Source organism: Kribbella sp. NPDC023855 (assembly GCF_040639475.1).
Taxonomy (GTDB): Bacteria; Actinomycetota; Actinomycetes; order Propionibacteriales; family Kribbellaceae; genus Kribbella.
Map to the genome: position 1 here is coordinate 188396 of NZ_JBFAAA010000002.1, position 18025 is coordinate 206420.

The 18025-nt window shown below is 68.3% G+C and carries 19 protein-coding genes and 1 riboswitch; of the genes, 11 read left to right on the plus strand and 8 right to left on the minus strand.

Features of this window, described 5'->3' with window-relative positions; translation table 11 throughout:
• Positions 1-35 precede the first annotated feature (35 nt).
• Positions 36-851, minus strand: coding sequence for a hypothetical protein (locus tag AB0F51_RS06630; protein WP_360275092.1), 816 nt, complete (start codon positions 849-851; stop codon positions 36-38).
• Between the two features lie 390 nt (positions 852-1241).
• Here AB0F51_RS06630 and AB0F51_RS06635 point away from each other — a divergent pair, with 390 nt between their 5' ends.
• Positions 1242-2342, plus strand: a complete 1101-nt coding sequence (locus AB0F51_RS06635) for a hypothetical protein (protein WP_360275094.1) — start codon at positions 1242-1244, stop codon at positions 2340-2342.
• On the plus strand, positions 2339-3571 hold the full coding sequence (locus AB0F51_RS06640; protein WP_360275097.1) for a hypothetical protein: 1233 nt from the start codon (positions 2339-2341) through the stop codon (positions 3569-3571). The genes AB0F51_RS06635 and AB0F51_RS06640 overlap by 4 nt, the downstream gene beginning before the upstream one ends.
• Here AB0F51_RS06640 and AB0F51_RS06645 read toward each other — a convergent pair.
• Positions 3515-4006 carry a GNAT family N-acetyltransferase gene (locus AB0F51_RS06645; protein ID WP_360275100.1) on the minus strand — a complete coding sequence of 164 codons (492 nt, stop codon included), beginning with the start codon at positions 4004-4006 and terminating at the stop codon, positions 3515-3517. The two genes, AB0F51_RS06640 and AB0F51_RS06645, sit on opposite strands and share 57 nt — an antisense overlap.
• Positions 4007-4334: 328 nt before the next feature.
• Here AB0F51_RS06645 and AB0F51_RS06650 point away from each other — a divergent pair, with 328 nt between their 5' ends.
• A complete protein-coding gene (locus AB0F51_RS06650) occupies positions 4335-4838 on the plus strand; it encodes a class I SAM-dependent methyltransferase (protein ID WP_360275102.1) in 504 nt (167 codons plus the stop codon).
• Positions 4839-4856: 18 nt separating this feature from the next.
• On the opposite strand, the gene AB0F51_RS06655 is transcribed toward AB0F51_RS06650, so the two are convergent.
• Positions 4857-6284, minus strand: coding sequence for a DHA2 family efflux MFS transporter permease subunit (locus tag AB0F51_RS06655; RefSeq protein ID WP_360275105.1), 1428 nt, complete (start codon positions 6282-6284; stop codon positions 4857-4859).
• A gap of 87 nt (positions 6285-6371) precedes the next feature.
• On the opposite strand from AB0F51_RS06655, the gene AB0F51_RS06660 reads away from it, so the two are divergent.
• Genes AB0F51_RS06660 through AB0F51_RS06670 form a run of 3 tightly spaced genes read left to right on the plus strand, consistent with a single transcriptional unit; the run spans position 6372 to position 7874 of the window.
• Positions 6372-7055, plus strand: coding sequence for a TetR/AcrR family transcriptional regulator (locus AB0F51_RS06660; protein ID WP_360275108.1), 684 nt, complete (start codon positions 6372-6374; stop codon positions 7053-7055).
• Positions 7056-7092: 37 nt separating this feature from the next.
• Positions 7093-7638 (plus strand): DUF6058 family natural product biosynthesis protein, encoded by a 546-nt coding sequence (locus AB0F51_RS06665; protein WP_360275111.1) that lies wholly within the window; start codon positions 7093-7095, stop codon positions 7636-7638.
• A gap of 53 nt (positions 7639-7691) precedes the next feature.
• Entirely contained in the window at positions 7692-7874 is a 183-nt protein-coding gene (locus AB0F51_RS06670) for a YegP family protein (RefSeq protein ID WP_360275115.1), read from the plus strand.
• A gap of 81 nt (positions 7875-7955) precedes the next feature.
• On the opposite strand, the gene AB0F51_RS06675 is transcribed toward AB0F51_RS06670, so the two are convergent.
• Positions 7956-8318, minus strand: coding sequence for a YciI family protein (locus tag AB0F51_RS06675; RefSeq protein ID WP_360275117.1), 363 nt, complete (start codon positions 8316-8318; stop codon positions 7956-7958).
• A gap of 88 nt (positions 8319-8406) precedes the next feature.
• On the opposite strand from AB0F51_RS06675, the gene AB0F51_RS06680 reads away from it, so the two are divergent.
• Both AB0F51_RS06680 and AB0F51_RS06685 read left to right on the plus strand, forming a co-directional pair.
• The gene (locus AB0F51_RS06680) at positions 8407-9369 is read left to right on the plus strand and encodes a threo-3-hydroxy-L-aspartate ammonia-lyase (RefSeq protein WP_360275120.1); all 963 of its coding nucleotides are present in this window, start codon (positions 8407-8409) and stop codon (positions 9367-9369) included.
• Between the two features lie 261 nt (positions 9370-9630).
• A riboswitch (cyclic di-AMP (ydaO/yuaA leader) is annotated at positions 9631-9824 on the plus strand.
• A complete protein-coding gene (locus AB0F51_RS06685) occupies positions 9824-10675 on the plus strand; it encodes an NlpC/P60 family protein (RefSeq protein WP_360275123.1) in 852 nt (283 codons plus the stop codon). Its footprint overlaps the riboswitch before it by 1 nt.
• Before the next feature lie 112 nt (positions 10676-10787).
• Here AB0F51_RS06685 and AB0F51_RS06690 read toward each other — a convergent pair whose 3' ends face one another.
• A complete protein-coding gene (locus AB0F51_RS06690; RefSeq protein ID WP_360275126.1) occupies positions 10788-11444 on the minus strand; it encodes a response regulator transcription factor in 657 nt (218 codons plus the stop codon).
• A 16-nt stretch (positions 11445-11460) separates the two neighbouring features.
• Positions 11461-12603, minus strand: a complete 1143-nt coding sequence (locus tag AB0F51_RS06695; protein ID WP_360275129.1) for a histidine kinase — start codon at positions 12601-12603, stop codon at positions 11461-11463.
• A gap of 143 nt (positions 12604-12746) precedes the next feature.
• Here AB0F51_RS06695 and AB0F51_RS06700 point away from each other — a divergent pair, with 143 nt between their 5' ends.
• The 3 genes from AB0F51_RS06700 (at position 12747) to AB0F51_RS06710 (ending at position 14952) form a co-directional block, all read left to right on the plus strand.
• Positions 12747-13634 (plus strand): ABC transporter ATP-binding protein, encoded by an 888-nt coding sequence (locus AB0F51_RS06700; protein ID WP_360275132.1) that lies wholly within the window; start codon positions 12747-12749, stop codon positions 13632-13634.
• 95 nt (positions 13635-13729) lie between these two features.
• On the plus strand, positions 13730-14545 hold the full coding sequence (locus AB0F51_RS06705) for an ABC transporter permease (protein WP_360275134.1): 816 nt from the start codon (positions 13730-13732) through the stop codon (positions 14543-14545).
• Between the two features lie 215 nt (positions 14546-14760).
• On the plus strand, positions 14761-14952 hold the full coding sequence (locus AB0F51_RS06710; RefSeq protein WP_360275137.1) for a DUF3073 domain-containing protein: 192 nt from the start codon (positions 14761-14763) through the stop codon (positions 14950-14952).
• A gap of 281 nt (positions 14953-15233) precedes the next feature.
• On the opposite strand, the gene purM is transcribed toward AB0F51_RS06710, so the two are convergent.
• On the minus strand, positions 15234-16313 hold the full coding sequence (purM, locus tag AB0F51_RS06715) for a phosphoribosylformylglycinamidine cyclo-ligase (protein ID WP_360275140.1): 1080 nt from the start codon (positions 16311-16313) through the stop codon (positions 15234-15236).
• A 38-nt stretch (positions 16314-16351) separates the two neighbouring features.
• A complete protein-coding gene (gene purF, locus AB0F51_RS06720) occupies positions 16352-17914 on the minus strand; it encodes an amidophosphoribosyltransferase (RefSeq protein ID WP_360275143.1) in 1563 nt (520 codons plus the stop codon).
• Between the last annotated feature and the right edge of the window lie 111 nt (positions 17915-18025).

Sequence of the window (18025 nt, forward strand, 5' to 3'; positions counted from 1 at the left end):
GGTCAACGGGTAGGAAAGGTGGTTGTCACCAAAGGTTAGGACTCCAGCGCGTACTCGTAAAGGCCATCCGATTCCGGAGCCTTCGCCGACTGCCACGCGCGCTCGGCCCACAACCGGACCGGCACCCGCCCAGCCAGAGCCGGTTCGGTCCACGGCGGAGCCGACCGGTTGGCCAGTTCGTTCAGCGCCAGCCACCGCAGCCCGTGGTACTGGTCGACGCGGTCCCAGACCGCTCGGGTCATACCGCCGGAGGTCGGGCGGTACAGACGGCGCAGGTCGGTGGCACTGCGCAAGAGGGCTTCACGCCGGCGGTCGGTGAACTCGGCGATCCGGGTCTCCACAGCGGCGAGGTCGTCGTCCGGTGGCGATTTGGGGGCCCAGCTGCTGAGGTCGAACTCCACCCAGCAGAGGTACTCGACGAAGGCCAGCACCAGGATGTGCCTGTCCTCAGTCAGACCGATCGGGCTGTCACCCGCCCGCCTGCGGAGCTGCCTCAGTTCACCCTGTTCGCGACAGACCAGCCGAATCGTCCGGTACGCCGCCCAGCCGGGGCTGTCCGGCTCATGTTCCGGCGGCAGCGCGAGCTGGATGGCATCGATGCCATTGGGGCGCAGTACGGGCAGGTTCGGCTGTCGGCGGCGGAGGCCGGCCGCGACCTTGGCCAGCGCGGTCCAGGCCGAACCGTGATCACCGGCGGCGCGGTAGGCCATCGCCCGGGCGATCGTGCGCAACTCGGCGCCCAGCATCGCGTCGTACCGGCGGTCCTCGCGGAGCAGGCGCTGGGCGAGGCGCCACGCGCCGGCCTCCAGAGCGCCGATCGGATCGCTCGCAGCGCCGCGGTCGGTTGTCATGGCGCCACCTGCTTTCGTCACATGATCCCGCCTCATGGGGCCCGTGAACGCCTCGGTCAGGTGATCAGCGCCCCCTGCCAGCTCGGTCTACCGTATTCCTTGAGTGGCTTCGGTTGGCTACACGCAGAACTACAGTACTTACGGTAGATGTGCGGTGGAGCCCGGTCAATATTTCGCGCGTCGGTGACTTATCGCTGCCTGGCGCGTTGAGGAGGCAGAGAGTCGGTCACGGCGGGAGCCTGCGGCCATGACGGCACTCCAACTAGCTGAACTGACACCACGCGTTACAAAGTAGTAAGCAGTACAGTTGGGTGTTTCCGGTGTAGGTGGGTATAGCATCGCCGTTGTAGCGCTCGCGACGTGCGGGGCGCCGACAGATCGGGAGTGACAGTGGCCCCTTCTTCAGAGGCCGTAAGGCTCGCCAGGCGGCTCCGCGGCCTGCGTGAGTCCGATGAGTCCGGGCTGACTCAGCGGGACCTCGCCAACGCGCTGAGCGACGACTCGCGGGTGGCGGTGGCCACGATCAGCTCCTGGGAATCACTGTCCAACCCGAAGCTGCCCCCGGCCGAGCGGCTGCGCTCCTACGCACTGTTCTTCTGTACCGACCGCAGCCACGAGGGCACCCCGCACCTGCTGGCCGAGCGGGACCTGACCCCGCCCGAGCGGGAGCGCTTCGAAAAACTGCACCACGAACTGGTCGGACTGCGCGACGCGGTCCGCAACCAGAGCGGCGCATCGGGTTCAGGGGGCGGCGGCTCCTACACCTGGGACTTCGAGAGCGGCCCGATCACGATCATCTGCCCTGAGGCCGTGCCGATCGTCAACCCCGAAACGGGCCGGGAGTTCTCGCACCCGCTGGCCGACGAGCGCCACCCCAACTACACCCGGATGTTCCGGTACGCCGACCTCGACGCGCTGATGGAGCTCTGGGGACACATCCGGGCCTCCAACCCCGAGCTGCAGATCGTCCACCGGCTGCCGTCGGAGGTGATGGCCGACGACATGTCCAGCCACGTGATCGTGCTCGGTGGCATCGGTCTGAACCACGTCACCAAGCGGCTGCTGAAGACCCTGCGCGAACTGCCGGTCTCCCAGTTCGAGGTGGCCGACCTCAAGACCGGCGAGATCTTCAAGGCCAGCGACGCCAACAAGGAGTTCCGCCCGCAGTGGGAGGAAACCAGTGACGGTCCCGAGCTGGTCGAGGACGTCGCCCTGATCACCCGGGTGCGGAATCCGTTCAACCACAGCCGCACACTCACCATCTGCAACGGCATCCACAGCCGCGGCGTCCTGGGCGCCGTCCGGACCCTGACCGACGTCCGCGTCCGCGAACGAAACGAGGCCTTCTTGTCCAGCCATTTCCCGGAGGGCTCGTTCGCCCTGCTGCTGCGGGTGCCGGTGGTGAACGGCGAAGCGATCTCGCCGGACCTCGAGATCGAGGAGAACCGGCTGTACGAGTGGTCCCCGACCGACAAGGCGGCCGCGAAGTGAGCCGTCATTTCAAGCACCAGCAGTCGCACGCCTCCCTGCTGCGCGACGTGTCGAAGTCCGTCGTCCCGACCACCCGCAGCGGTCTCGACGCGATCGTGGTGCCGGCCGCCCGGGCCTCGCTGCCGCAGCACATCATCACGCTCTCGGCCGCACTGTCGGTGCCGCTCGTGGTGCTGTGCAGCCGGCAGGCGCAGGTCGACCGGGTCGCCGATCGGGTCGCCGCGACCTTCGGCGCGCGGGCGCTGATCATCGACGTACCCCAGGGCTACCCGACCCAGTGGTCCCCGCTCACCTCGGGCCAGAACTTCCTCGACGTCAGCGCCGGGCGGTCGAGCGATCTCAGCATCAAGCGCAACCTCGGCCTCCGGCTGGCCCGGCGGCGCGGCTGGAAGAAGATCCTCTTCGTCGACGACGACATCTTCCAGCTCCGCGCCCAGCACATCCACCGGATGGCCGCTCAACTCGACCGCCACCCGGTCGCGGCGATGGCCAGCCGGGAGTACCCCGACAACTCGGTCGTCTGCCACGCGCGGCGTGAGGCGGGGTTCAAGCAGGACGTCTTCGTCAGCGGTGCCGTGCTCGCGGTCAGCACGCAGCACCCCGCGATGTCCTTCTTCCCCGACATCTACAACGAGGACTGGTTCTTCTTCGCCCGGCACGCGGCCGCCCGGTCCCTGCCGAAGATCGGCGAGGTGGGCCAGGAGGAGTACGAGCCGTTCCTCGACCCGATGCGGGCCAAGCGCGAGGAATTCGGCGATCTGCTCGCCGAGGGTCTCTACAACTTGTTCGAAGGCACGGGGGGCTGGGAGTTCAAGGACCAGCTGGCCGCCGCGGCGAAGCCACGGTTCTGGCAGCAGGTCCGGGAAGGGCGCGAGCTCCTGATCGGGGAAACGGCGGAGCGGCTGACGGACGCGATGGACAAGGACGGCGCCGTCGACTCCTGGCGGATGACCGAGATGCTGACCTCGCTCGGCTGCGCCAAAGACCAGCTGGACGACATCTCCAACGAGGTGTGTGCCGACTTCATCGACGCCTGGCGAGAAGACGAGAACCGCTGGCAGACGGTACTGCGCGGCGACGGCTCGGTCCTCAGCGAACGTGACGCCCTCGACGAGCTGGGCCTCACCACCTGGCGATCCGGCGGCTACGGCCTCGGCTGGACCGCATCCGGATCACAGCTCGCGGTGTCCGCCGAGACTGAGTCCGAGTCGCTCCTCACTCCGGCCTGACGCGTCGTTCAGCGGCTGACGTTCACCGGTCGACCGGAAACCCAGCCGCTCGTACGCCGTCCGCGCCTCGACGTTGTCGGTCAGCACCCAGACTCGCCATTCCTGGACTTCTGGTTCGAGCTCGGCGAGGTAGCGCAGGAGGGTTCGCAGGACGCCGGTCCGCCGGTGGCCCGGCTCGACCCAGACGGACTCGAGGTGGCGTTCGAAGGCCGGCCGGTGCTCGACACGGACCGACCGGGTCATCCCGACGATCTCCTGCGGGCCCCGCGCGACCACCCAGACCGAGCCCTCGAAGCTCTGTCGCCAGCGCGCCTCGGTCCACCCGATCTCCGTTTGCCGGCTGGAGATGTAGGCCGTCGGCGAGTCCTCCAGGGCCCGCAGGCGGACATCCCGCAAGATCTTCCAGTCATCGGCTGCAAGCGTCTCGACATCCAAGTCCCGACCCCTCTTCCGTGCGTCCTGCGCCGGCGGAAGGCGCAGCATGTCCGTCCCGGGACGGCGACAGTCAGCCCCCTCTGGAGTTTGACCCCGGCGGCAGAACGCCAAACGGCCGTTAGTTACGAAGAGTGTTAAGTCGACAACGCCATGCAGCCTTCAACTAACCGGTTGAGCGGCGTCTGTGCTCCGTGGGGGTCGGGCTGATGAGCGCGAAAGGTTGGCCTTTTGCGTGGTGTTATGGGGTATGGGTGCGTTTGGGGAGAAGCTGGCGCGTAAGGGGTTTGGGCGGCCTGAGGGGGTTTTGGGGCGGGTTGGGGGGTGGGTGATGGCTCGGGGGAATGGGCTTACTGAGAAGCATGTGGTGGGGTTGGCGCGGTTGCAGGCTAAAGAACATGTGTTGGTGCTTGGGCCGGGGCCTGGGGTTGGGTTGATTGCGGCTGCGGAGTACGCCGGGATTGTGGTCGGGGTGGATCCGTCCGACACGATGTTGCTGGCGGCTCGGCATAACTGCGGTGAGTTGGTCGAGGCCGGAAAGGTGCAGTTGATTCGTGGGGACGCGGCCGACACGCATCAGCCGGACCAATCCGCGCATGTGGTGCTGTCGGTCAACAACATCCAGCTGTGGGAGGACCGGCAGGCGGCGTACGCCGAGATTCGGCGGGTGATGAAGCCTGGCGCGCGACTCGTCATCTCGGTGCACCAGAAGTGGCAGCCGGCCGGGATCGCTGCGGAGCTTGCGGATGCGGGCTTCACCACTGTCAGCAGCACGACCTGGGAACCACCGAGCCGCCGGACCACCACCGCCGCCATTTACCAGGCGAACAAGTAGCGGACCGACGGCCGGGGATCACGCAGCGACAGCCGCCTCCGCGATCTGTTCCGCGTCCGGCTGGAGTTGGGGCGAGGCCAGGGTCAGTACGGCGTTGGCGATCGCGAAGCCGGCCGCAACGAGCAGCCCGCGCTGGAACCCCTCGACGAGTGCCTGCTGCTGCGGGACTCCCGCCGCAATCGCTTCCGTAGTACGGGTGATGGACAGTGTCGTCACGATCGCGAGTCCGAGTGCGCCGCCGACCTGGTACATCGCGTTGACCACACCCGACGCGGCACCAGCCTCATGGTGCTCGACCTCCGAGACCGCGGTGATCTGTGCCGGTACGCCGACGCCGAGGATGCCGAAGCCGAAGATGACCAAGCCCGGCAGCAGTTGAGTGGTGTAGCTCCCGGTCGCATCGGCCTGTGAGAGCAGCAGAAGCCCGACCACACTGAGCGCCGCCCCGGACAGTTGCACAGTGCGCGTGCCGAGCCGCTGAACCAACTGAGAGGCCAGTACTGCGGCAACGATCGCTGCCCCACCCATCGGCAGGAAGTGCACGCCCGCCTCGAGCGCGGAGTCGCCGCGCACCTGCTGCAGGTAGATGGCGGTCAGGAAGAACATCGACAGGAAGCCCGCGCCGTTCAGAGCCAGCGCCCCGCTCGACACACTGAGCGCCCGCGAACGGAACAACCGCAGCGGCACCAGCGGCGCCTTCGACCGCGCCTCGACGAACACGAAGGCGGCCAGCAGCGCAACACCCGCGATCAGGAAGAACATGACCTCGCCCGAGCCCCAGCCCTTGGGCTCCGACCGGACGACGCCGTACACGACCGCCAGCAGACCCGCAGTACTGAGAACGGCGCCGGCCGTGTCGAACGTCCGGCCTCGGTTCTCGTTGTGCCGGGTGTCGCGGACGAAGACCGGGATCAGCGCGATCAGAACGACCACGATCGGGACGTTCACGAAGAAGATCCATTTCCAGCTCAGCGAATCGACCAGCAATCCGCCGGCCACCACGCCGAGAGTGCCGCCGAGACCGGCCAGACCGCCCCACACGCCCATCGCGATGTTCCGCTCCCGGCCGTGCGCGAAGGTGACGGTCAGGATCGCCAGCGCGGCAGGCGACAGCAACGCGCCACCAAGACCCTGTACTGCGCGGGCGCCGATCAGGAACTCCGACGAGTTGGCCAGCCCGGCCACCATCGAGGCCACCCCGAAGAGCACCAGGCCGCCGATGAACACCCGGCGCGGGCCGAGCAGGTCGGCCATCCGGCCACCGAGCAGCAGGAAGCCTCCGAAGAGCAGCGTGTAGGCGTTGATCACCCACTGCAGCGAGTCGGCGGAGAAGTTCAGGTCCGCCTGGATGTCGGGCAGCGCGACGTTCACGATCGTCACGTCGAGCACCACGATGAACTGCGCTAGAGCCAACACCGCGAGTGTCGCCCAGGGACTGCGTCGCATGCCTACCTCACAGAGGATGTCTACGTTGTATGTATACGCTGTATGCGTACTTAGTAGACGGTAGGTCTACGTTGTAAACTTGTCAACGTGACCCCGACCAGCACCCAGACCACCAAGCGCCTCGACCCGGCCCAGCTCGCGACCAGCGCGCTGCGGCTCGCCGACGCCGAAGGGCTGGAGGCGCTGACCATTCGCCGGCTGGCCCAGCTGCACGACGTGACGCCGATGGCCATCTACCGGCACTTCGCCGACAAGGACGACCTGCTCGCGGCTGTCGGCGACCGGATCCTGGCCGACATCGCCCTGCCCGAGCCGACCGACGAGCCGTGGGAGGCGCAGCTGCACGCAGTACTGGCCGCTTTTGTCGCCGCTCTCCGGCCGCATCCGAAGGTCGCCGGGCTGACGCTGTACCGGATCCTGATCTGCCCAGAAGGGCTGGCGATGGGCGAGCGGACGATGGAGCTGCTGACGCAGGGCGGCTTCTCCGTCGACGACGCGGCAGAGGTCGGCCGGCAGTCGCTCTGCGGGTTGATCACCCTGGTCACCACCGAGCCCGGCGCCAACGAGGACACCGACCCGATCGCCCGCGAGGACGCCTTGCGCGCCAAGCGCGCCTCGCTCTCAGCGCTGTCGCCGCACCGCTATCCGCTGATCACCTCGGCCGCGGACACCCTGATCTGTCCCGCCTCGACCGACCGGTACTACGCGCTCGGCATCAACCTCGCCGTCGCGGGCATCCGCGGAGTACTGGCGGATCTCAAGGACAGTTAGGGCTGCGCCGAAGTATTGCGGGATTACCGTCGCCGGTATGAGTCGAGCAGCTGTGCGGCAGCGATACCTGGAGATCAACGGCGTCCACCCGATGACGGCGGATGACGATGCCTACGTGACGAGGCAGTTCCGCGTCCTGGACGAGCTCTGCGCCGAACACGGTCGCGACGCGGACGCAGTACGGGCCCTGATGCTGGCGGAGAAGCTTCCACTGCCGAGTTATCTGCGCAGTGACGGCGCCGAGATGGTGCCGGCCGACTACTTCGCGCTGGCTGACCAGGTCGGCATCGACGAGCTGCAGGACTGGTTCGTCGGGCACTGGGCGGATGTGGCCGAGGGCAACGAGGAGTGGGAGGCCTACCTGAGTGGGCAGTACGTCTGCCTGCATTCGGTGTCCCCGGCAACGATCCGGCGCAAGGGCGAACTGGTCGCGGCGATCGACGCGGCCGCCGACCCCGTCGAGGCCAAACCGTTCGTCGACGAGCTGGACGCCCTCGAGCCCGAGTTCACCGGGTACGACCGGCTCCGGTTCGGTGGGCCGGTCTCCCGCGACACACACATCACCGCCTACAGACGGAACTGACGCGTGAGGTCTACGCTCCGTAGCGGAGTCACCCGATTACACGGAGGTACGTCATGGCGGGGAAGTTCGAGCTTTACGAAGACAAGTCCGGCGGGTTCCGGTTCCGGCTCAAGGCCGGCAACGGCGAGGTGATCGCCAGCAGCGAGAGCTACCAGACGAAGGCCGGCGCGCTGGGCGGGATCGAGTCGATCAAGAAGCACGCCGGCGACGCGGACGTCGACGACCAGACCGCCTGACCGGGCCGGTCCGCAGTACAGCAAGCAACGGCAGCAGTTCCCCGAAGCGGAGCTGCTGCCGTTGTGTCTGTCCGGGCCAGGTCAGAGACCCAGCTCGTGGATTACCTCGCGAACCTCCACGCCGAGCCCCTCGATCCCCGCGTCCGGGATCATCGCGGCCAGCTCGACGGCACGCTCCGGGGTCGCGCAGTCCAGCAGGTAGTAGCCCGCCAGGAACTCCTTGGCCTCCAGGAACGGTCCGTCCGTCACCGCCGGTACCCCGTCCCGAACCTTCACCACCGACGTCTTCGCCGGCTCGGCCAGCGCGACCGTGCTGTGGAACTCGCCCGACTCCTGCACCACCTTCAGGAACTTCTCGTGCCCGTCGAAGATCGCCTGCTGCTCCTCTTCACTCAGGGCAGCCAGTACGTCGGGGTTGATGTTCAGCACCACCAGGTATTTCACGATCTCTCCTTCACCGTCGGCCCCCGAGCTGGGAACCTCTCGTCATCAGTACGGAGCGGGCTCCGCCACTTTGACATAGCGTCGCGGCATGACTGAGCTGACTCTCGCCGACGTGCAGGCGGCGGCCGAACGAATCGCCGGGGTCGCGCACCGTACTCCGGTCCTGACGTCGCGCACGCTGAACGAGCGGGTGGGCGCCGAGGTGTTCCTGAAGGCGGAGAACTTCCAGCGGATTGGCGCGTTCAAGTTCCGCGGCGCCTTCAACGCGATCAGCCGGCTGTCCCCCGAACAGCTGGCTGCCGGCGTCGTGGCGTACTCGTCGGGGAACCACGCGCAAGCGGTCGCGCTGGCCGCCAAACTGGCCGGGACGACCGCGGTGAACCTGATGCCGACCGACTCGCCACCCACCAAACTGGCGGCCACCCGCGGGTACGGCGCCGAGGTCGTGACCTATGACCGGTACTCCCAGGATCGGGCGGTCCTGGCGAACCAGCTGGCCGAGGAACGCGGGCTGACCCTGATTCCGCCGTACGACCACTACGACGTCATGGCCGGGCAGGGCACGGTTGCCCTGGAGCTGATCGAGGACGTCGGGCCCCTCGGCGCTTTGCTGGTGCCGATCGGAGGCGGCGGGCTCATCGCCGGTTGTGCGACGGCGGCGTCCGCACTGTCACCAGGGATCCGAGTGATAGGTGTCGAGCCGGCTGCGGGCGATGACACGGCCCGCTCGCTGAAGGCTGGGGAGCGGGTGGAGATCGGCGTACCGCGGACGATCGCCGACGGCCAGGCGATCGCCAGCCCCGGGGAACTCACGTTCCCGATCGTTCAGCGGCTGGTCGACGGGATCGAACTCGTCACCGACGACGAGATCCGGGCGGCGATGAAGTTCGCCTTCGAGCGGCTGAAGATCGTCGTCGAGCCGAGTGGCGCGAGCGCGCTGGCCGCCCTGCTGACCGGCCGGATCCGCAACCTCCCCGACCGCGTCGGAGTGGTGCTGTCCGGTGGGAACGTGGGCCTGGAGCGCTGGCTGGAGCTGCTCGGCCGGAGCTGACTTCCGGCGCGCCCGAGTACGCACTGTGCTTGTTGTCACACACAGCCACTGAGGCAGTGTGACCGGGGTCACATTAGTCCGCTGTGCGGCGGCCTGAGACGCGCTCAGACACGCTCAGGACACCTGATGTTTACCGGAGGTCCCTGAGCCGTCAGAGAGGCGTTTGAGGCCTTTCGGGAGGGTCTCTCTCGATTTGAGGGTTTGCGCCGTGATCATTCTGTTATACAGTCGTCGGCGGTTCGACAAATGCGCCGAACTGCGGATGTGTCAACGCCGAGTCCTGCCAGGCACACCCGCTCCCCTCGAACACCACATGGCAGGAGTGGGGGACCCAGGAAGTTGGGTCCCGACCGTGAGTGGTCGGGTCCCTGGGGTGAAGTCCGCGGGAGCGGACCGGGCTATTGACTCTCAGCCCGAACCCGACAGCTAACTTCACAGGCGTCGGGAGACAACCATGCCCGTCACTGCCCGACGGACTGCGCTTCAGGGCGCCGTCAGTCAGAACAGCGATGCCAGTACCCGGCCCGCCGGTCGTACGTTGGCAAAGCACCGCAAGTCCAGCAAGTCCGTGGCCGCCCCTCGCGCCGCGGCAGCCGTCCTCTCGGTCGGTCTCGCAGTCGGTGGTGGAGCCGCGATCAGCGTCGTCACCACTCCGGCGACCGCCTCCGCGGCCAGCACCACGGCCGGTCAGGTGCGCGGCACCAGCAGCATCGCCAGTCGCCCCCTGCTTCGCTTCCGCGACTCAGGCTCCACTGTCAAGTACGTCCAGAAGCGTCTGCACCTCAAGCAGGACTACTACTTCGGCACCAGCACGGTCAAAGCGGTCAAGAGGTTCCAGGCCTCGTGGGGCATCAAGCCCACCGGCTACATGACCAAGCCCACCTGGAACCGGTTGACCTGGGCCGCCAAGCACGGCGTGCTCTACGGCCCCAAGGGCGGGTCGAGCACCACCACGACCTTCCGCGCCAAGGTTCTGCGCGAGGCCGCGAAGCTCAAGGGCACGCCGTACCGCTACGGCGGCACGACCACCCGTGGCTTCGACTGCTCCGGCTACACCGGCTACGTGTACAAGAAGGCCGGCAAGAAGCTGCCCCGTACGTCGCGTCAGCAGTACAGCGCAACGAAGCACATCAGCCGCTCCGCCGCGAAGCCGGGCGACCTGGTGTTCTTCCGCAGCGGTGGTGGCGGCGTCTACCACGTCGGCATCTACGCCGGGTCGAACATGCTGTGGCACTCCTCCAAGCCGGGCACTCCGATCGGCAAGTCGAAGATCTGGACCAGCAGCGTGGCCTTCGGCCGCGTCTGAGTTCCGGCCCGTCAGCGGCCCCGACTCCCCCCTCGGGCCGCTGACCTGACAACCGGCCGTGGCGTCGTCGCCCCCACCCCCTCCGACGACGCCCCGGCCGGTTGTCCCGTCTCTACGTGTCCAGCAGGCCCGCGTCGTGGGCGAGGATCGCCACCTGGACCCGGTTGGTGGCATCGAGTTTCACCAGCACCCGCGAGACGTGCGCCTTCACGGTCGCCTCGCTCATGAACAGTTTCCGCCCGATGTCGGCGTTCGACAGTCCGCGCGCGACCGCTGCCAGTACTTCGCTCTCGCGGTCGGTGAGCGCGGTCAGCCGCTCCCGCGCGATCCGCTGCCGGTCCGTCCGCTGGTCCGCCGCGAAGTGCCCGATCAGCCGGCGCGTGACAGCCGGCGACAGCATCGCGTCCCCGGCCGCCACCACCCGGACCGCCTGGACCAGCTCGCGCGGCGGAGTGTCCTTCAGCAGGAACCCACTCGCCCCGGCCTGCAGCGCCCGGAACACGTAGTCGTCCAGATCGAACGTGGTCAGCACCACGACCTTCGGCGGATCGGGCAGTTCCTGCACCTGCCGCGTCGCCGCGAGCCCGTCCATCCGCGGCATCCGGATGTCCATCAGCACCACGTCCGGCCGGTGCTCGCGGACCATCGCGGCCGCGTCCGCGCCGTCATCGGCCTCGGCGACCACCTCGAGATCGTCGGCCGACTCCAGGATCATCTTCAGTCCCGCCCGGACCAGCGCCTCGTCGTCCACGATCAGCAGCCGCGTCATCGTTCTCCTTCTTCGCTCACCAGGGCAGCCAGGCCTCGACCCGCCAGCCGCCGTCCGCGGTCGGCCCGGCATCGAGTCGTCCACCGGCCAGGGTGACCCGCTCGCGCAGGCCGACCAGCCCTGCGCCGGATCCCGGCAACAGTGAATCAGCAGCGACCGGCCGTACGTTCGTCACCCGCACCGTCACGCCACTCCCGGGCGCGCCGTTCACCAGTACTTCGGTGGAAACACCTCGCGCATGCTTGTGCACATTGGTCAGCGCCTCCTGCACGACGCGGTAGACCGTCCGCCCGACCAGAGCCGGTACGTCGTCCGGCAGCGACAACTCGCTGCTCACCTGTATTCCGGCCGCCTGCGACGCCTCGACCAAACGGGCCAGGTCGGCAGCTCGGGGTACCGGAGCCAGGTCGGCGCCATCCTCGCTGAGATCGGCTCGCAGTACGCCGAGAACCTCGCGGAGGTCCTCCATCGCCTGCCGGGCGGTCTCGCGGATCAGGCCGGCCGAGCTCTCGACCTTCTCCGGGCCGACGGCCGGGTTCACCTCCAGCCCACCGGCGTGCAGCGCGATCAGCGAGACCTTGTGGGCCAGTACGTCGTGCATCTCCTGGGCAATCCGGGCCCGCTCGCCCAGCCTGGCCTGGTCGGCTCTCAGCTCCCGCTCCGCCTCCGCGCGCTCGGCCCGATCCCGCAGCGACACCATCAAGTCCCGCCGGGCCCCGATGTAGGCCCCGACCGCGACCCAGGTGCCGATCACGAAGGGACCGGTGAAGAGTGCGGCCCAGAGGTTGTTGCTTCCCTCGGAGGTGGGGATGACGTACGCGACGTACCCGGCGACGGTCAGGATCGCGAGGGCGAGGTCGCGCCGCCGGATCGCCAGCGTCAGCAGCGCCAGGCCCAGCGGCATGAAGATGCCGGCGGCACCCATCGCGATCACCGCGATGGCGGTGACCACGACCGGGAAGCGACGACGCCACCACAGGGCCAGCGAGGCGACCGCTCCCAGGCCGAGCACGAACCAGTCGCTGTCCTGCCAGCCGGGGCGTCCGTTGGAGGTGGCTTGCAGGACGATCGTGAGCAGGCTGAACCCGACGTACATCAGGTCGCGAAGCCGCGGGGCATGCCGGACGAACCAGGCATACCAGCGCCGCAACCGTTGCATTCAGTCAGCGTAGTCGCGCCGGGTCACGTCTTTCGTCCCTCTTCCGGTGGGGGTCGAGGTGCCGGTTCGACGACTTAAGTAGGGGGTCGGCGGAGACGGTCGGTCGATGTGCCGAGGGGGTCCGGGCCGGAAGAGTAGCGGTCATGATCACCGTCGAGAACCTCAGCAAGCGCTATGGCGGCACCACGGCCGTCAGCGACGTCTCCTTCACCGTCGAGCCAGGCAGCATCACCGGCTTCCTCGGCCCGAACGGCGCCGGCAAGTCCACCACCCTGCGCATGCTGACGGGTCTCACCCCGCCGAGCGCGGGTCGGGCCACGATCGCCGGCAAGAAGTACTCCGAGCTGCCGAACCCCGGCCGCGTCGTCGGCGTGATGCTGGACGCGGCGGCCCAGCACCCGGGCCGCACCGGCCGCGAGACGTTGCTGCTCAACGCGTCGCTGCTCGGCGTACCGAGCAGCCGGGCGGACGAGATGCTGGAGGCCGTCGGGCTCAGCTCGGCCGCCAAGCGCCGGGTCGGGCAGTACTCGCTGGGCATGCGGCAGCGGCTAGGGATCGCGGCCGCTCTGCTCGGCGACCCGGCCGCGCTGATCCTGGACGAGCCGGCCAACGGCATGGACCCGGAGGGCATCCGGTGGATGCGTGGGCTGTTGCAGGACTTCGCTTCCCGTGGCGGCACGGTGATCCTGTCCAGCCACCTGCTGGGTGAGGTCCAGGCGACCGTGGACAAGCTGGTCGTCATCGGCGGCGGCAGGATCGTCGCGAACGGCTCCCTGGAGGAGCTGCTGGCCGGGAGCGGCACCCTCGTCCGCGGTCTCGACCCCGTCGGCCTGAACCAGGCACTGACCGCGGCCGGCCTGAGCCTCGAGCCCCTGTACGACGGGGCGCTGCGCGTCGACGCCACCGCCGAGCAGGTCGGCCGAGCCGCGGCCGCCGCCGGTCAGGTCCTCCTCGAACTCCGCGAAAGCGACGGCGCCGGCCTGGAAGAACTCTTCTTCCAGCTCACCAGCCCCACCGCCGCCGCAGCCTGATCCACCAACTTCTTCTTCCTGGAGCTCACGCCCCACCCCCACCCCGCCTTCCTTCCCTTTCTTTTCTTCTTTTTCTTCTTCCTGGAGCTCACACCATGGCTGTTTCTGAAATCACCTCTCCGGCCGTTGCGGCGGTTCCGGGCAAGCACCGGGCGGCCGTCGGCGCCTCGCTGCCCCCGGCGCGCGGCCAGTCCTTCCTCAAACTCGTCACCATCGAGCTGCGCAAGTCGGTCAACACCCGCAGCGGCCAGGTCCTGATTCTCGGCATCCTCGCCCTGGCGCTCGCCGCGCTCACCTGGGAACTCACCCACATGCAGGACGGCAAGCAGGCCTTCGACGGGTACCTGGGTGCCGCGTCGACCGGCGTGATGCTGCTGCTGCCCGTGATCGGCGTGATGGCGATGACGAGCGAGTGGACCCAGCGGACCGCGTTGACCACGTTCACGCTGTCGCCGCGCCGGATCCGGGTCCAGGTGGCCAAGTTCGTCTCCGCGGTCGTGCTGAGCGTCGTGGTGCTGAGCGTCACCGTCGTACTCGCCGTGGCTGGTACCGCGCTCGGCGGCTCGATCAGCGGCGACGGAGCGTCGTACGCCGGATTCGGGGGTGCCCTTGCCGGTGCCTACCTGACCACTGCGCTGAACGTCGTCATGGGTGCCGCCTTCGGTGCGGTGATCGCCCAGACCGCGGTCGCCATCCTGGTCTTCTTCGTCGCCCCGACCGCCTGGGCGCTGGCCGGTCCGGCGCTGTTCAAGAGCAACGCCGACTGGCTGGACGTGTTCGGCGCCTTCGGCCGGATCGCCGAGCGCGACCTGCACGGGATGGTTCCCGAGACGCTCACCGCGATCGGTGTCTGGATCGTCCTGCCGACGATCGCCGGACTGTGGGCAAGCTCACGTCGCGAGGTGAAGTAGCGCCGCGGTAAGGCGCCAAAGACGCGGGAGACCTGGCCGGTTTGAGGGGATCGGCCAGGTCTCCCGGCCGTTATCGGGCCGGTTCGGGTGTCCAGTCAGGGGGTCGGGCGTGTGTCGGAGACCGGCTCCGGGTAACCTAGAACCACGATTACTGACGACTGATCCGTGGGCGCCACGCTGCGTACCCGGTTGACTTGTGCGAGGGGGTCGACGCTATGGGGCGCGGCCGTGCAAAGGCCAAGCAGACGAAGGTCGCTCGCGACCTGAAGTACCGCACCTGGGAGACCGACTTGGAGCAGCTCAAGAAAGAGCTGTCCGGCGGGAACGAGGGCGGTGCCGCTTCTGTGAACGGTGACTACGACACTGACGCCGGCGATGACGCCGACGACTACCACCCCCGTCGGTAAAGCTGCAGCATTCTGACCTGCCCAGCGCCTCCGGGCGTCTGGGCAGGTTGATTGTGTTAGCCGACGTAGTTCCACCACACGGCAGGACAGGTGATCCCAGCCTGCCCTTTCGACACGCTGAGGTCTCCACGACCCCCGGCACCCCGGAGACTTCCGAGGTGCCCCGGATCGTTCAACCGCAGCGGCCACACCCGGCGCAGTAGCCACGGCTAACTCCCGCAGGCAACCAGCAGCGTGCCCGTGTGGGCACCCGCAGCAGCTTGCCGTGGGTGCCCCGTGGCTCAGTTGGCGTAGGTGCCTTGGAGTTCCACGCCTGCCCCGGTGTCAGCTGCGGGGCTGACCTCGCCGCAGACCCAGGCGGCGATGTCACGTTCGGCCAGGGCTGCGATCGCGCGGTCCGCGGCGGCCGGGTCCAGTACTGCGACCATGCCGACGCCCATGTTCAGCGTCTTCTCCAGCTCGAGCTGCGGGACGCCACCGAGCTGCCCGACCAGACCGAAGATCGGCGCCGGCGTCCAACTGGACCGGTCGATCCGGACCGCGAGGTCGTCGGGGATGACCCGGGCCAGGTTCGCCGCGAACCCACCACCGGTGATGTGCGACATCGCGTGCAGCGGTTTGTCGTCGGCAGCGTTGAGCTCACGGATCAGCTCGAGGCAGTGCTTCGCGTACACCCGGGTCGGGATCAGCAGCGTCTCGCCGAGCGTGCCGCCGAGCTCGGGGACCTCACGGTCGAGCTGCCAGCCGGCCCGGTCGAAGAACACGTGCCGCACCAGGCTGAACCCGTTCGAGTGCAACCCGGAGGACGCCATCGCGACCACCACGTCACCCGCACGGACCCGGTCCGCACCGATCACTTCATCGGCTTCCACGACTCCGGTCGCGGCACCGGCCACGTCGTACTCGTCGGCCTCGAGCAGCCCCGGGTGCTCGGCCGTCTCGCCACCGACGAGCGCAGTACCGGCTTCGACACAGGCTTCCGCGATGCCCTTGACGATCTGCGCGATCGTCTCCGGCACCACCTTGCCGGTGCAGATGTAGTCGGTCATGAACAGCGGCTCGGCGCCACACACGACCAGGTCGTCGACGACCATGCCGACCAGGTCGAACCCGATCGTGTCGTGCCGATCCAGCTTCTGGGCGATCGCGACCTTGGTCCCGACCCCGTCCGTGGACGTGGCCAGCAACGGCCGCCGGTACGCCGTCAGCGCACTGGCGTCGAACAGCCCGGCGAATCCGCCCAGCCCGCCGACCACCTCGGGGCGGGTCGCCTTGGCCACCCATTCCTTCATCAGCTCGACGGCCCGGTCACCGGCCTCGATGTCGACTCCGGCGGCCGCGTAGCTCGCGCCCTCGCTCACGTTGTTCTCCTTTGTGGGGCTTACGGGCCTCAAAGCCGTTACGGCCGGGACAGGGCGTCCGCGGCGCCGGCGCCACCGGACACGGTGGCCAGACCGTCGGCGTCGGTGCTCACCGGTACTTCGAGCAGGTGCTTGCCCAGGTGCTCGGGGCTCGGCAGCTCGACCGGGTAGACGCCGTCGAAACAGGCGCGGCACAGCTTGTCCTTGGGCAGCGTGGTCGCCTCGACCAGCGCGTCCAGGTCGATGTAGCCGAGCGAGTCGGCACCGAGCGAGCGGCAGATCTCCTCGGTGTTCAGCCCGTTGGCGATCAGCTCGGCCCGGCTGGCGAAGTCGATGCCGTAGAAGCACGGCCACTTCACCGGCGGTGCGGTGATCCGGACGTGGATCTCCTTCGCACCGGCCTCGCGCAGCATCTTGATCACGGCCCGCTGGGTGTTGCCACGGACGATCGTGTCGTCGACCACGACCAGCCGCTTGCCCTCGATCACCTCGCGCAACGGGTTCAGCTTGAGCCGGATGCCGAGCTGCCGAATGGTCTGGCTGGGCTGGATGAAGGTGCGGCCGACGTAGGCGTTCTTGACCAGGCCCGATCCGTAGGGGATGCCGGACTCCTCGGCGTACCCGATCGCGCCCGGTACGCCGGACTCCGGGGTGGCGATCACCAGGTCGGCGTCGGCCGGGTGCTCGCGGGCCAGCCGGCGGCCGATCTCGACCCGGGTGGAGTGGATCCGCTGGCCGGAGATCTGGGTGTCCGGGCGGGCCAGGTAGACGAACTCGAACAGGCAGCCCTTGGGGTCCGGCGTGGCGAACTTGGTGGAGCGCAGGCCGTCCTCGTCGATCGCGACGATCTCGCCCGGCTCGACCTCGCGGACGAAGCTCGCGCCGCAGATGTCCAGCGCGGCGGTCTCACTGGCGATCACCCAGCCCCGCTCGAGCCGGCCGAGCACCAGCGGGCGGATGCCCTGCGGGTCGCGGGCGGCGTACAGGGTGGACTCGTCCATGAAGATCAGGCTGAAGGCGCCCTTGACCTTCGGCAGCACCTTGGCGGCGGCCTGCTCGATGGTCAGGTCCGGGTAGCCGGCCAGCATCGAGGTGAGGATGTCGGTGTCGGAGGAGGCGCCGTGCTTGGCGTTCGCCTTCGCGTGCTCGACGCCGGCGTCGAGCCCCAGGTCGAGGTCGCCGCTGCCGCCGAGGCTGGCGGCCAGCTCACCGGTGTTGGTGAGGTTGCCGTTGTGCCCGAGCGCGATCGACCCGGTCGCGGTCGACCGGAAGGTCGGCTGGGCGTTGGCCCAGACGCTCGACCCGGTCGTCGAGTACCGGCAGTGACCGACCGCGATGTACCCCTTGAGGGAGGCGAGCGTCGCTTCGTCGAACGCCTGGCTGACCAGACCCATGTCCTTGTAGACCAGGATCTGACTGCCGTTGCTGACCGCGATGCCAGCCGACTCCTGCCCCCGGTGCTGCAGAGCGTAGAGCCCGAAATAGGTGAGTTTGGCAACCTCTTCCCCGGGAGCCCAGACCCCGAAGACGCCACAAGCGTCCTGCGGGCCTAGGTCCTGCGGGTCAAGATCATGAGTGAGCCGACCATCGCCACGAGCCACGGTCAGCAGTCTACGGGACCGGATCTACCAACAGAGATTCGCGGCACGACACTCGGGATCGCCAGGCCCCGCCGGTGCGGCGGTGGCGGCCCCGGAGCCCACCGGAATGAT

What these genes read in the sequence shown, in the direction of transcription:
- AB0F51_RS06710 (WP_360275137.1), top strand. Translation starts at nt 14,761, where the DNA reads ATGGGGCGCGGCCGTGCAAAGGCCAAGCAGACGAAGGTCGCTCGCGAC.
- AB0F51_RS06695 (WP_360275129.1), bottom strand. Translation starts at nt 12,603, where the DNA reads ATGCAACGGTTGCGGCGCTGGTATGCCTGGTTCGTCCGGCATGCCCCG.
- AB0F51_RS06685 (WP_360275123.1), top strand. Translation starts at nt 9,824, where the DNA reads ATGCCCGTCACTGCCCGACGGACTGCGCTTCAGGGCGCCGTCAGTCAG.
- AB0F51_RS06700 (WP_360275132.1), top strand. Translation starts at nt 12,747, where the DNA reads ATGATCACCGTCGAGAACCTCAGCAAGCGCTATGGCGGCACCACGGCC.
- AB0F51_RS06680 (WP_360275120.1), top strand. Translation starts at nt 8,407, where the DNA reads ATGACTGAGCTGACTCTCGCCGACGTGCAGGCGGCGGCCGAACGAATC.
- AB0F51_RS06670 (WP_360275115.1), top strand. Translation starts at nt 7,692, where the DNA reads ATGGCGGGGAAGTTCGAGCTTTACGAAGACAAGTCCGGCGGGTTCCGG.
- AB0F51_RS06630 (WP_360275092.1), bottom strand. Translation starts at nt 851, where the DNA reads ATGACAACCGACCGCGGCGCTGCGAGCGATCCGATCGGCGCTCTGGAG.
- AB0F51_RS06655 (WP_360275105.1), bottom strand. Translation starts at nt 6,284, where the DNA reads ATGCGACGCAGTCCCTGGGCGACACTCGCGGTGTTGGCTCTAGCGCAG.
- AB0F51_RS06665 (WP_360275111.1), top strand. Translation starts at nt 7,093, where the DNA reads ATGAGTCGAGCAGCTGTGCGGCAGCGATACCTGGAGATCAACGGCGTC.
- AB0F51_RS06650 (WP_360275102.1), top strand. Translation starts at nt 4,335, where the DNA reads ATGGCTCGGGGGAATGGGCTTACTGAGAAGCATGTGGTGGGGTTGGCG.
- AB0F51_RS06690 (WP_360275126.1), bottom strand. Translation starts at nt 11,444, where the DNA reads ATGACGCGGCTGCTGATCGTGGACGACGAGGCGCTGGTCCGGGCGGGA.
- AB0F51_RS06705 (WP_360275134.1), top strand. Translation starts at nt 13,730, where the DNA reads ATGGCTGTTTCTGAAATCACCTCTCCGGCCGTTGCGGCGGTTCCGGGC.